Here is a 13,247-nt window from a genome sequence, read left to right as displayed (position 1 = left end):
GGGCTGGGACTGTTGCGCAATGTTTCCTCACGCAAAGCGGGTCCCGGTGGAACACCGGGACCCGCTTTTTTGTGATTATTCCGTGGTGCACAGCCGCAGGGGAGCAGCTGTTGCCCGGTTAGTTCATGTCGGGCAGGTCCAGCCAGCGGTACCAGCCGCGGTGCAGGACCAGCCATGCCATGAGGCCGTAGCCGGCCTGGCCGGGAGTGCCGCCGTTGGACGCGAGGTCGGTGCGCCACTGTTCGTGGTTCAGCAGCGGCGTGAGGGTATCCACGTATACGTGCTTGCGCCGCGTCGTCACGTCCCCGAAAGCTGCAGACAAATCCGAAAGCCGCCGGTTTCGCTCGGCGTCCAGTCCGGGAGGGGGTCCGACGACGAAGACCTTGATGCTCATTTGGGCCGCCCCGTCCAGGATGTTCGCCAGGTTGAGCCGGCTGCGGGCCGTTGACAGGCCAAGGTCCAGATCGCGGTCCGACAGGCCGATCACCAGCCGGTTTTCGCAGCGGTCGTCAAACCTGCGTCCCGCTTCCTGCAGCCAGCGGTTGGCCAGCGATTCGGTCCCCTCCTGGGGTGCAGCGAGGGTGTACGCCTGGACACTCACGTTTTCGGGGGTGGTACGGGCCAGCACGCGGCCCAGCCAGCCCAGGGCCCGCGGGTCTCCGTGCCCGGCCAGCAGCTCATCACCGACGGCTGCAAGCCTGATTCTGCGTTGTTCCACTAGTCACCTTCTCCGGTCACAAAAAAACGGGGTGGGGCGCCGCCGGCGCCCCACCCCAACTTAGCCTACTGACGTTCGAAGGCCTTCTTGACAAGGATGTCCTGCTCAACGGCGTGGCGCTTGGCCGAACCGGTGGCGGTGGACGCCGACGCCGGGCGCGAGACCAGGCGCAGCGGCCGGTCCAGCTGTGCCGGCAGGTTCAGGCCGATAAACGGCCACGGACCCTGGTTGGCGGGCTCATCCTGTGCCCAGACGACGTCGGCGTTCGGGTACTTGGCGACAGCGGCCTGGATCTCCGTGACGGGCAGCGGGTAAAGCTGCTCGACCCGGACAATGGCCGTCTTCTCGTCTCCGGTCTTCTGGCGGTTGGCCAGCAGATCGTAGTACAGGCGGCCGGACACCAGGAGCACGCGCTCGACGGCGTTCGCATCGAGTTCGGCATGTTCGGGAATGACCGGCTGGAACGAACCCTGCGTGAAGTCCTCCACCGAGGTGGCCGCCGCCTTCAGCCGCAGCAGCTGCTTCGGCGTGAAGACGATCAGCGGCTTCCGCGGCCTGCTGTAGGCCTGGCGGCGCAGCAGGTGGAAGTGCGAGGCACCCGTGGTGGGGTTGGCAACAATCATGTTGTCCTCGGCGCACATCTGCAGGAAGCGTTCGATCCGGGCGGACGAGTGGTCCGGGCCCTGGCCCTCGTAGCCGTGCGGCAGCATCAGCACCAGCGAGGAACGCTGGCCCCACTTCTGCTCGGCCGAGGAGATGAATTCATCAATGATCGTCTGGGCGCCGTTGACGAAGTCACCGAACTGGGCCTCCCAGAGCACGAGTGCGTCCGGGCGCTCCACGGAGTAGCCGTATTCGAAGCCCATGGCAGCGAATTCCGACAGCAGCGAATCGTAGATCCAAAGCTTCGCCTGGTTCGGATCCAGTTCCGCGAGCGGGGTCCACTCGGCACCTGTGGCGCGGTCGTGGAAGACGGCGTGGCGCTGGGTGAAGGTTCCGCGGCGCGAGTCCTGGCCGGCGAGGCGTACGGGGACGCCCTCCATGACCAGCGATCCGAACGCTGCAATTTCCGCAAAGCCCCAGTCGATGCCGCCTTCACGGGACATCTGCTCGCGCTTCTCCAGCAGTGCCTTGAGCTTCGGGTGCACGGTGAAGCCTTCGGGCACGGCCACGTGGGCCTTGCCGATGTGGGCCAGCACCTCGGCGGAAATCGCCGTGGATGCGGGCGACACGATCGTGGTGCCCTCCTGCTGGGACGAGGGGCGCTCCAGGTCGGAGACCGCCTCGGTGTCCTTCGTGATGACCGGCAGCGGGGAGGTCTGGGCGGCATGCGTTTCCGCGAAGACCCGCTCCAGGCGGCCCTGGTAGTCGCGCAGTGCCTGTTCGGCCTCTTCCTGGCTGATGTCGCCGCGTCCGATCAGGGACTCGGTGTACAGCTTGCGGACGGAGCGCTTGGCTTCGATCAGGCTGTACATCATCGGCTGCGTCATCGAGGGGTCGTCGCCCTCGTTGTGCCCGCGGCGGCGGTAGCAGACCATGTCGATGACGACGTCCTTGTGGAAGCGCTGACGGTAGTCGTAGGCCAGCTGCGCAATGCGCACGACCTGCTCCGGATCGTCGCCGTTCACGTGGAAGATCGGCGCCTGCACCATCTTGGCCACGTCGGTGGAGTACACCGAGGAGCGCGAGGACGTGGGCGAGGTGGTGAAGCCGACCTGGTTGTTGACCACGACGTGGATGGTTCCGCCGGTGCGGTAGCCGCGCAGCTGGGAAAGGTTCAGCGTTTCCGCCACCACGCCCTGGCCTGCAAAGGCGGCGTCACCGTGGATGAGGATCGGCAGGACGGGGAACTCGTCGCCCTGGTCCAGCCGGTCCTGCTTGGCACGCACGATGCCTTCGAGGACGGAGTCCCCGGCTTCGAGGTGCGAGGGGTTGGCGGCCAGGTACACCTTGGTCTGGTTGCCGTTGTCGGAGGTGAAGGTGCCTTCGGTGCCGAGGTGGTACTTCACGTCACCGGAGCCCTGCACGCTGCGCGGGTCCTGGGTGCCTTCGAATTCGCGGAAGACCTGGGCGTAGGTCTTGCCGGCAATATTCGTCAGCACGTTGAGGCGGCCGCGGTGGGCCATGCCGATGCCGACCTCTTCGAGGCCGTCGTCGGCTGCACCGGAAATCACGGCGTCCAGCAGGGGAATCAGGGATTCGCCGCCCTCGAGCGAGAAACGCTTCTGGCCGACGAACTTGGTCTGCAGGAAGGTTTCGAAAGCTTCGGCCGCGTTGAGCTTGCTCAGGATCCGCAGCTGCTCTTCACGGGTGGGCTTGCTGTACTTGGTTTCCAAGCGCTCCTGGAACCACTCGCGCTCCTCGGGGTCCTGGATGTGCATGTATTCGATGCCCGCGGTGCGGCAGTAGGCATCGCGGAGCACGCCGAGGATCTTGCGCAGCTTCAGCATCGGCTTGCCGCCGAAGCCGCCGGTGGGCCATTCACGGTCCAGGTCCCACAGGGTGAGGCCGTGGTTCAGGATGTCCAGGTCCGCGTGGCGGCGCTGGACGTACTCGAGCGGGTTGGTGTCCGCCATCAAGTGGCCGCGGACGCGGTAGGAGTGGATCAGCTGCTGGATGCGGGCAACCTTGTTGATCTGCTCTTCCGGGTTCACCTGGATGTCGGGGCTCCAGCGGACCGGCTCGTACGGAATCCGCAGCGACTCGAAGATGTCGTCGTAGAAGTTCTGTTCGCCGAGGAGTAGCTGGTGGATGATGCGCAGGAACTCGCCGCTGCCGGCACCCTGGATGACGCGGTGGTCATAGGTGGAGGTCAGCGTGATGATCTTGGAGATGGCGTTGCGGGCGAGGATCTTCTCGTTGGATCCCTGGAACTCCGCCGGGTAGTCAAGCGCGCCGGCACCGATGATGCAGGCCTGGCCCTTGGACAGGCGGGGCACGGAGTGAACCGTGCCGATGCCGCCCGGGTTGGTCAGCGAAATGGTGGTGCCCTTGTAGTCGTCCGCCGTGAGCTTGCCGTTGCGGGCCTTCTTCACGAGTTCTTCGTAGGCGTGCCAGAACTCCGAGAAGTTCAGTGTTTCGGCCTTCTTGATGTTCGGCACCACCAGCAGGCGGGTGCCGTCGGGCTTGGGCATGTCAATGGCCAGGCCGAAGTTTACGTGCGCCGGCTGGACGGCAACGGGCTTGCCGTCGACGACGTCGTAGTACACGTTCTGGGACGGGAACATGGCTGCTGCGCGGATGATGGCGTAACCAAGCAGGTGGGTGAAAGACACCTTGCCGCCGCGGGCACGCTCCAGGTGGCTGTTGATGACGATGCGGTTGTCGATCAGCAGCTTGGCCGGCACGGCGCGGACCGTGGTGGCGGTGGGAACGCTGAGGCTGAGGTCCATGTTGGTGGCGATGGCCTTGGCCGGGCCGCGCAGGACGTTGACCTTATCTTCCTCGGAAGCAGCGCTGGCCGGCTGCGTCTTCGGCAGCTGGGCCGGAATCGGGGGAGTCTTGCTCTTCGGGGACTCGGTCTTCGCCTCGGCGGGCTTGGAATCCTTGGCCGCGGAGTTGGAGAACGCTGCTTCCTTCGCAACCGGAGGCTTTCCGGACTGCTGGGTGGAAGCAGGCGATTCGCCTGAGGCCTTGGGCTTCGCAGCCTCGGCCTTTACAACGGGAAGCTGGCGGGTGGCCGGGTTCGCGCCCAGTTCGCTCGGGGCGGAGCCGTTTCCGTTGGAAGCGGCGCTGCTGGAGCTCTGTGCTTCCTCATCCTTGAAGGAGTCGAAGATGCTCCACCACTTCTTGTCAACCGAGTTTTTGTCCTTCAGGTACTGCTCGTAGAGTTCGTCGACAAGCCACTCGTTGCCGCCGAATTCTTCCGGCAGTCGGTGGTTGGATTGGTCTGGCACTGTTAATACGCCTCTTCCATGAGTTGCCTTTTGCCCTGATTGGCACCATGTCTGAGGGCTTAAAGCCTCAAAGCTCTCTGGTGCGGCCCGGCCGGTGCGCAGTGACCGAGACTTCATGCCAGTCTAGTGACAATGCGGGACAACTGGCCAATTCCCGTTTGACATCCGTCACGTCCGCGCGGTCCGGCCGGTGCCGCGGCGCCGGCTCGCCGCCTCCCGGGGGCGGCTGGCAGCATCAGGGCGAGTCCTTGCGGCGGAGGAATGGTGAACCTGTAAACTGGGGAGTCTATGGACAGTTTCTCTAGGCGCCGGCCTGCAACCCGGTCCGCAGCTCCTGCGGACCGCTCGCACAGAGCCGGCCACGCCCGAACCCAGACGCCCCGATCCACTCCTGCCGTATCGGAGCCTTCCAGACCGGCTTCGGCCGATCACCCTCCGCCTGCGCCCTGCAGCGACCAACCGCCGGGGCCCGCCCCGTTCGGCACCGGCGCATGTCCCTCCCGCCCCTGCGCCGAGGTGGAAGCTTAAATGGAATGGCTATACCTTGCCTTTGGCCTGGTGCTGATACTCGGCACCGGCTTTTTTGTGGCCGTTGAGTTCTCGCTGGTGGCCCTGGACCAGCCCACGGTGCGCCGGGCCGTTGAAAACGGCGACAAGGCGGCAGAGCCGCTGCTGCGGTGCCTGACCTCCCTCTCGACGCAGCTCTCCAGCTGCCAGCTCGGCATTACCCTGACCACTCTCCTGACCGGTTTCGTCATGGAGCCGTCGGTGGGCCGGCTGCTGAAGCCCCCGCTCGGAGCCCTGGGGCTGCCGCCGGTGGCGGTGGATTCCGTCTCCGTGGTGGCAGCCATGGTTCTCGCGACCTTCCTGTCCATGCTGCTCGGGGAGCTCATCCCCAAGAACATGTCCATCTCCCTGCCCTTCCGCATGGGACGCGCGCTGGCCCGGCCGCAGCTGGCTTTCACCGTACTGTTCAAGCCGGCCATCCTGCTGCTGAACGGCTTCTCGAACAAGGTGCTGCATCTCTTCGGGCTCGAAGCCAAGGAAGAGGTCTCCGGCGCCCGGACACCCGCGGAGCTGTCCTCCATGGTCCGCCGGTCCGCAGAGATGGGCACCCTGGACCAGGGCACCGCAAACTTCCTGTCCCGGACGTTCTCCTTTGCGGAACGGACCGCCGCAGACGTCATGACTCCCCGGATCCGGCTGGAGACCATCGACTCGGAGCAGTCGGTGGCTGACGTCATCGAGGCTGCCCGCCGCACCGGATATTCACGCTTTCCCGTCCTCGGGGATTCCCCGGACGACATCCGCGGCGTGGTCCATGTCAAGAAAGCCGTTGCCGTGCCCCGCAGCCGGCGGGCCGACCTGCCGGCCGGAGCCATCATGAGCGAGGTCCTGCGTGTTCCCGAGACGGTGCACTTGGACAGCCTGCTCTCCGAACTGCGCGGAGCAAACCTCCAGCTCGCCGTCGTCCTCGATGAGTGGGGCGGCACCGCAGGCGTTGCAACCCTTGAGGACCTCGTGGAGGAGATCGTCGGAGAAGTCTCTGACGAGCACGACAAGATCAAGCCCGGCGTGCTGCAAAGCGCCACCGGGGCCTGGTACTTTCCCGGCATCATGCGTCCCGATGAAGTCTCCCGGCTGGTGCCGCTGCTGAACGTACCGGACGAATCAGGGTATGAAACCGTGGGCGGCTACATTATGGCCGAGCTGGGCCGGATCGCCCGGCCCGGTGACTGCGTGAACGTCGACGGCGGTGTGCTGGAAGTTGAACGCATGGACGGCCGCCGCATCGACCGCGTCAGCTTCATTCCGCAGGACAATGACGACGACCCGGCCGCCGAGGACGAGGCACCGCCGGCGTCCGAACGGGAGTCGGCCGCAGATGAGGCAGTTCGCCGGGCTGCAGAGAGAAGGTCGGCGGAGAAGAACGCCGCCGGTACGGGGGAGCAGCGATGAGCGATGTCATGGGCATTTTCTGGCTGGTGGTGCTGCTGATTGGCAACGCCTTCTTTGTGGGCAGCGAGTTTGCCGTCATGTCCGCCCGCCGCAGCCAGATCGAGCCGCTGGCCGACGCCGGTTCCAAGCGGGCGAAAACCACGCTCTGGGCCATGGAAAACGTGTCCCTGATGCTGGCCTGCGCGCAGCTGGGCATCACCGTGTGTTCGCTGCTGATTCTCTCGGTGGCCGAACCGGCGATCCACCACCTGCTGGCAGCCCCGCTTCAGGCCGTTGGCCTGCCCGCGGAATTTGCCGACGGCGCCGGTTTCCTGGTGGCCCTGCTGATCGTTACCTTCCTGCACGTGACGTTCGGGGAAATGGTGCCGAAGAACATCTCGGTGTCCGTCGCCGACCGCGCGGCGCTGCTGCTGGCGCCGCCCCTGGTTCTCATTTCCCGGGTGGTGCGTCCGGTCATCTTCACCCTGAACTGGCTGGCGAACCACGCCCTGCGTGCCATGGGCATCACGCCGAAGGATGAAGTGGCCTCCGCGTTCACCCTCGAGGAGATGCAGTCCATCGTGGAGGAATCCACCAAGCACGGGACCGTCGCCGATGATTCAGGCGTCATTTCCGGTGCCCTGGAATTCTCCGGGCAGAGTGCCGGGACCATCATGGTCCCGCTCGATGAGCTGGTCACGCTGCGGACCGACACCACTGCGGCTGAGTTCGAAAAGGCTGTGGGCCGCACCGGGTTCTCCCGCTTTGTCCTGATGGACGAGCAGGGCAACCTGACCGGCTACATGCATCTGAAGGACATCATGGCCATTGAGGCCGATGCCTATGACCGGCCGCTCACCGAGAACAAAGTGCGGACCCTCGCCAACCTGCGGCTGGACGACGAAATCGAAGATGCCCTGGCCACCATGCAGCGGACAGGCTCCCACCTGGCCCGTGTGCTGGGGCCGGACAACCGGACGCGGGGAGTGCTCTTCCTGGAAGACATCATCGAGCAGCTGGTGGGAGAAATCCGGGATGCCACACAGGCCCAGGGATTCCGCCGCACCGGGGAAAGCTACTCGGAATAGGGCGGCCTGCCCCGCTGTCACACTCCCCGGCTTAGATGCGAACGATTCGCGTTTAGGTTATGCTGATGGAGTTCCGCTCCCAGCGGAGCTCCATCAGAGTTAACATCATCAAACCTTCTCAACGCCGGAACAGGGACACCACTACTTATGCGACGCTTTTCCGTCCGCCTTGCCGGAGTACTTCTGGCCGGCGGAGCCCTTGCCCTGACCGGCTGCACGGGGGATTCGGGATCCTCTTCCGACCAGGGCTCCGAAGAGGGAGTCCTGGACATTGTTGCTTCCACCAATGTGTACGGCAACATCATGGAGACAGTCGGAGCAGACGCCGTCACCGTGACCTCCATCATCGACCGGCCCAGCCAGGACCCGCACTCCTACGAGGCGACGGCGCGGGACAAGCTTGCGGTCAGCGATGCGGACCTGGTGGTGCTCAACGGCGGAGGCTACGACACCTTCATGGAACAGCTGGTTGACGAAGCCGGCATCGAGGGCGCGGACGTCCTCAACGCGGTGGAAATCTCCGGTCTGGAGCAGAGCGCCGAAACCCACACGGAGGACGGTGAAACGCACACCGGCGACGGCGAAGCCCACGGCCACGGCGAAGCCCACGGCGACGCCGACGCCCACGACGACGACGGCAGCCATGACGGACACTCCCACGGCTCCTTCAACGAGCACGTCTGGTACAGCCCCGAAGCGATGGGCCTTCTGGCCGAAGCAGCAGCGGAGCGGCTTGCCGTGCTGGACCCGGACAATGCCGATCAGTTCCGGGCGAACGCGGCGTCCTTCAGCAGCGGTATCGAGGAGCTCACGGCCGACCTGGCCGAGGACAAGGCCGCAGCCGGCGGACGCGACGTCGCCGTCACCGAGCCCGTTCCGGAATACCTCTTCGAAGCCGCCGGCCTGCACAACGTCACCCCTGCCGCCTTTACCTCCGCCGTCGAGGAAGGCTCCGACGTTCCTCCGGCAGCTCTGAACGAGATGCAGGAGCTCCTGAGCTCGCGGTCCGTCGCTTTCCTGGCGTTCAACACCCAGACCGCCTCGTCGCAGACGGAAACCGTGCGCGCCACTGCGGAGGAAGCCGGCGTGCCGGTCCTGGACTTCTCCGAAACCCTTCCCGAAGGCCAGGACTACCTGACCTGGATGGGTTCCAATGTGGCCGCCATCGACGATGTGCTGCGGTGACCGGTCAAGTAGTACGGCTGAGGAACGCCGGGCTGTCCTTCGGGCACCGGACCCTCTGGGACGGTTTGGACCTTGATATTAAGGCCGGCGAATTCCTCGCCGTCCTGGGCCCCAACGGCTCCGGCAAGACCAGCTTCCTGAAAGTCCTGCTGGGACTGCAGGAACTCACTCACGGCACCGTGGAAATCAACGGGCATCCGGCCCGGCGCGGCAGCCGCGACATCGGCTACATACCCCAGCAGAAGGCCTTCGGGCCGGGAACCCCGCTGCGGGCCCGGGACCTCGTTGGCCTGGGAGTCGACGGAAACAAGTGGGGACTGCGGCTGAACCGCGCCCCCGTACGGCGGCGCGTGGACCAGCTGCTGGACCAGGTGGGCGCCACCCGCTATGCCAATGAGCCCGTTGGCCTGCTGTCCGGCGGCGAGGTGCAGCGCCTGCGTGCGGCCCAGGCACTGGCCACCGATCCAGACCTGCTGCTCTGCGACGAACCGCTGCTCTCCCTGGATTTGCACCACCAGCAGGCCATCAGTGCCCTGATCGACCGGCGCTGCCACGAAGAAGGCTCCGCCGTGGTGTTCGTAACCCACGAGATCAATCCGGTCATCGATTACGTGGACCGCGTGCTCTACCTCGCCGGCGGCACCTTCCGCACCGGCACGCCGTCCGAGGTTCTTCGCTCCGATGTGCTGTCCGAAATGTACGGAAGCCGGGTGGAAGTACTTCGCAGCCACGGCCGCATCGTCGTCTTGGGCATCCCGGATGCCACCACCCACGTGCACGGAGAGAGCGAGGAAGAACATGGACTTGCGTGACTTCTTCTCCGCCGTGTTCAACTTCAGCGACTACGGGCAGCTGCTGCCCCTGGTCAGCAATTCGATCTGGGCCGCTGCGATCCTGGGGCTCGTGGGCGGGCTCATCGGAACCTTCGTCCTGATGCGCGACCTCGCCTTTGCCGTCCACGGGATTGCCGAGCTGTCCTTTGCCGGTGCCGCCTTTGCCCTGCTGATCGGCGCCAACGTGGTGTTCGGCTCGCTTATCGGTTCCGTGGCCGCAGCCGTGCTGCTGGCGGTGATGGGGCTGAAAGCCCGGGACCGGAACTCGGTCACCGGCGTCATCATGCCCTTCGGGCTCGGCCTGGGCATCCTGTTCCTCGGACTGTACGAAGGCCGCTCAGCCAACAAATTCGGGCTGCTCACCGGGCAGATCGTCGCCGTCGACACGGTTCAGCTGAACCTGCTCGCCGGCACGGCCGTCGTCGTCATGGCCGGCCTCGTCCTGATCTGGCGGCCGCTGACGTTCGCCAGCGCCGATCCCGAACTCGCCGAAGCCCGCGGTGTGCCCGTGCGGGTGCTGTCCATTGTCTTTATGGTGCTGCTGGGGCTGTCGGTCGCGCTGTCCATCCAAGTTGTCGGGGCACTGCTGGTGCTGTCGCTGCTGATTACGCCCTCAGCCGCCGCGCTGCTGGTGACGTCTTCCCCGCGCCTGGTGGTGCTGCTGAGCGTGCTGTTTGCGGTGACGTCGGCTGTGGGCGGCATTTTGCTGGCGCTCGGCGGCCGCATCTCGATCAGCCCGTACATCACAACCATCTCGTTCCTGATCTATGTGGTGTGCAGGCTCATCAAGCGGAGCCGGACCAGGGGACGGGTTCGGGCCGGAACGGTGTCCGCCGCGTAGCGGACCGGCTCCGGCGGGGCCGTCCTGGAATCAGGAGCGGCTGCACTCCGGACACAGCCCGAAGATCTCCACGGTGTGGGCCACCTCGGTAAAGCCGTACTGCGATCCCAGTCCGGCCGCCCACGCCTCGACGGCGGGAGCCTCCACTTCCACCGCCTTGCCGCAGTTGCGGCACACCAGGTGGTGGTGGTGGTGCTCGACGGCGCAGCGGCGGTACAGGGCTTCGCCCTCGCCGTTGCGCAGCACGTCCACCTGGTTTTCCTCCGCCATGGACTGCAGGATGCGGTAGGTGGTGGCCAGGGAGACGCTGTCACCGCGTTCATGCAGCAGGCGGTAGAGCTCCTGCGTGCTGATGAAGTCATCGAGTTCATCCAAGGTCCGGCCAACGGCCAGGCGCTGGCGCGTGACCCGCTGCTCCGGACCCCGCTTGGCGGGCTGGGACGTCTGCGCTGACATGCTCACTCCTTGGAACGGTGATGCCTGGCCCGGCCGGCCCCGGAAGGGGCGGTGCCTGGGCTGAACGGCCGGCCGGTACCGGCGCAGCTTCCAGATTATCGCACCCGACAGAAAACGGCTCCGAACCGCCCGTGCGCCGGGCACCGGTAAGCGCCCGTACGGCGGAGCCGCGGGGTACTGTGACCGTATGAAACTGACCAAGTACACCCATTCCTGCGTGCGCCTGGAGCGCGACGGCAACGTCCTGGTACTGGACCCCGGTTCGTTTTCCGAAGTAGAAGAAGCGCTGGACGGAGCCCGGGCCGTCCTGATCACCCATGAGCACCCCGACCATCTGGACCGGGAGCGGGTCCTGGCCCAGCTCAGGGCCAACACGTCCCTGGTGCTGCATGCACCGGAGCGGCTGGCCGCTGACCTGCGCGCTGCCGCGGCTGCTGACGGCAGCGGTGCGGAGGGGAAGGACGCCGCCGGACGGATCCTGTCGGTGGAACCGGACAGCACCTTTACCGCTGCCGGCTTTACAATCCGGTCCTTTGGCGGGCAGCACGCCCTGATCCACCCGCTGGTGCCGCTGGTGGCCAACATCGGCTACCTGATCGACGGGACGCTGTACCATCCCGGAGACTCGTTCGTGGTGCCGAACGGGCTCACCGTAAAAACCCTGCTGGTGCCAATCCACGCACCGTGGTCCAAAGTGGGGGAGGTTATCGACTTTGTTATCGCCTGCGGTGCCGAACGTGCCTACCCGATCCATGACGCCCTGCTGAACGAGCGCGGCCTGAACATCTCCGAAGGTCATGTCACCCGGTTCGGGGAACTGTACGGCACCGTGTACCAGCACCTGTCCGCCGGCGATACGGTCCAGGTATGAGCGGGCCCCTTATCGATGTTGCCGGGCTGCAGGAGCTGCTGGCCTCGGGGACATCCGTGGTCCTGCTTGATGTCCGGTGGGAGCTGGGCAGCACCGACGGGAACCGGCAGTACCAGCGCGGACACATACCCGGCGCCGTGTATGTGGACCTGGAAACCGAGCTGGCGGCTCCCGCAGGCAAGGGAAGCGAAGGGCGCCATCCCCTGCCGGACCCGCAGGAATTTGCGCGCACGGCCAGAGGCTGGGGGATCTCCCGCGGTGACACGGTGGTGGCCTATGACGCAGTCGGCGGCACCTCGGCTGCCCGGGCCTGGTGGCTGCTGCGGCACGCGGGACTGGATTCCGTGTACCTGCTCGACGGCGGCGTCGTCGCCTGGCACCGGGCCGGACTGGCGCTGGAAGGCGGAACCGCGGTGCCCCGGCCCGGTGATGCGGAGTTCTCCTGGGGAAAAATGCCGGTGCTCCAGATGTGGGATGTTCCCGCCGTCGTGGCCGGCGGGACACTGCTCGACGCCCGGGCCAAGGAACGGTACCGCGGTGACCGCGAGCCCGTTGACCCGCTGGCCGGGCACATCCCCGGGGCAGTCAACGCGCCCGCGGCCGGAAACCTGACCGACGAGGGAACGTTCCGCACTCCGGAAGAACTTCGCGCTTCCTTCGAAGCCCTCGGGGTGCGCCCGGACGCGCCGGTGGCGGTCTACTGCGGCTCCGGAGTGACCGCAGCCCACGACGTGGCGGCACTGGAAAGCGCCGGGTACCGGGCGGCCCTCTACCCGGGATCCTGGTCGCAGTGGTCAGCCACGAAGGGGTCCCCGGTCGCGGTGGGGCAGAAGCCGGGCGAATGGCCCGGGACCGCCCAAAGACGATAGCGTCGTCTCATGATAAGAGGCCGCCCCGTACCCCCGCCGCTGCACCTGGTGGTGCCCCGTGACGATGCGAAGGCATCCGGCAGTGCTGCAGCTTCCGCCCGTTCTTCTGAAGGAGCCACCATGCCCACCCTCTTCACCAAGATCATCAACGGCGAGATTCCGGGCCGTTTTGTGTGGAAGGACGACGACGTCGCGGCCTTCCTGAGCATCGGTCCGCTCAGCGACGGCCACACCCTGGTGGTGCCGCGGCAGGAGGTCGACAAATGGACCGACGCTCCGCCGGAACTGCTGCAGAAGCTGACGTCCGTGGCGCAGGCCATCGGCCGGGCGCAGGTGGAAGCCTTCGGTTCCGAACGCGCCGGGCTGAGCATTGCCGGGTTCGAGGTTGACCACCTTCACCTGCACGTCTGGCCGGTGAATTCCCTGGAAGATTTCGACTTCAGCCGCGCGGAGTCCAACCCGGATCCGGAACGCATGGAGGCCAACGCTGAAAAGCTCCGGGAGGCGCTGCGGGCCGCCGGACACGGCGCCGCCGTTCCCGAGCAGTAACCG

11 protein-coding genes are annotated in these 13,247 nt (G+C 66.0%); 8 read left to right on the top strand and 3 right to left on the bottom strand.

The features are described 5' to 3' along the window. Window positions 1-118: 118 nt before the first annotated feature. Together M1D40_RS12830 and M1D40_RS12825 are read right to left on the bottom strand one after the other, a co-directional pair. A complete protein-coding gene (locus tag M1D40_RS12830) occupies window positions 119-718 on the bottom strand; it encodes a GDSL-type esterase/lipase family protein (RefSeq protein ID WP_341393608.1) in 600 nt (199 codons plus the stop codon). Between the two features lie 65 nt (window positions 719-783). After that, window positions 784-4,614, bottom strand: coding sequence for a multifunctional oxoglutarate decarboxylase/oxoglutarate dehydrogenase thiamine pyrophosphate-binding subunit/dihydrolipoyllysine-residue succinyltransferase subunit (locus M1D40_RS12825; protein ID WP_461169070.1), 3,831 nt, complete (start codon window positions 4,612-4,614; stop codon window positions 784-786). A 528-nt stretch (window positions 4,615-5,142) separates the two neighbouring features. On the opposite strand from M1D40_RS12825, the gene M1D40_RS12820 reads away from it, so the two are divergent. From M1D40_RS12820 to M1D40_RS12800, 5 genes are all read left to right on the top strand, one after another. Further along, window positions 5,143-6,573 (top strand): hemolysin family protein, encoded by a 1,431-nt coding sequence (locus M1D40_RS12820; RefSeq protein WP_341393610.1) that lies wholly within the window; start codon window positions 5,143-5,145, stop codon window positions 6,571-6,573. Then, the gene (locus tag M1D40_RS12815; RefSeq protein WP_341393611.1) at window positions 6,570-7,640 is read left to right on the top strand and encodes a hemolysin family protein; all 1,071 of its coding nucleotides are present in this window, start codon (window positions 6,570-6,572) and stop codon (window positions 7,638-7,640) included. Before M1D40_RS12820 ends, M1D40_RS12815 begins: the two co-directional genes overlap by 4 nt. Before the next feature lie 147 nt (window positions 7,641-7,787). Then, complete coding sequence (locus M1D40_RS12810; protein WP_461169069.1) at window positions 7,788-8,825, top strand: metal ABC transporter solute-binding protein, Zn/Mn family; 1,038 nt, start codon at window positions 7,788-7,790, stop codon at window positions 8,823-8,825. Continuing rightward, a complete protein-coding gene (locus M1D40_RS12805; RefSeq protein ID WP_341393613.1) occupies window positions 8,822-9,637 on the top strand; it encodes a metal ABC transporter ATP-binding protein in 816 nt (271 codons plus the stop codon). Before M1D40_RS12810 ends, M1D40_RS12805 begins: the two co-directional genes overlap by 4 nt. Next, window positions 9,624-10,499, top strand: a complete 876-nt coding sequence (locus M1D40_RS12800) for a metal ABC transporter permease (protein WP_341393614.1) — start codon at window positions 9,624-9,626, stop codon at window positions 10,497-10,499. Before M1D40_RS12805 ends, M1D40_RS12800 begins: the two co-directional genes overlap by 14 nt. A 30-nt stretch (window positions 10,500-10,529) precedes the next feature. On the opposite strand, the gene M1D40_RS12795 is transcribed toward M1D40_RS12800, so the two are convergent. Further along, a complete protein-coding gene (locus M1D40_RS12795; protein WP_341393615.1) occupies window positions 10,530-10,955 on the bottom strand; it encodes a Fur family transcriptional regulator in 426 nt (141 codons plus the stop codon). Window positions 10,956-11,142: 187 nt separating this feature from the next. Here M1D40_RS12795 and M1D40_RS12790 point away from each other — a divergent pair, with 187 nt between their 5' ends. From M1D40_RS12790 to M1D40_RS12780, 3 genes are all read left to right on the top strand, one after another. Then, on the top strand, window positions 11,143-11,826 hold the full coding sequence (locus tag M1D40_RS12790) for an MBL fold metallo-hydrolase (protein ID WP_461169068.1): 684 nt from the start codon (window positions 11,143-11,145) through the stop codon (window positions 11,824-11,826). Further along, complete coding sequence (locus M1D40_RS12785; protein WP_461169067.1) at window positions 11,823-12,695, top strand: sulfurtransferase; 873 nt, start codon at window positions 11,823-11,825, stop codon at window positions 12,693-12,695. The genes M1D40_RS12790 and M1D40_RS12785 overlap by 4 nt, the downstream gene beginning before the upstream one ends. A gap of 120 nt (window positions 12,696-12,815) precedes the next feature. Further along, window positions 12,816-13,244, top strand: coding sequence for an HIT family protein (locus M1D40_RS12780; RefSeq protein ID WP_461169066.1), 429 nt, complete (start codon window positions 12,816-12,818; stop codon window positions 13,242-13,244). Window positions 13,245-13,247: the final 3 nt, after the last annotated feature.

This window comes from Arthrobacter sp. Z1-15, from assembly GCF_054792395.1.
This window is presented reverse-complemented; position numbering and strand designations above follow the sequence as displayed.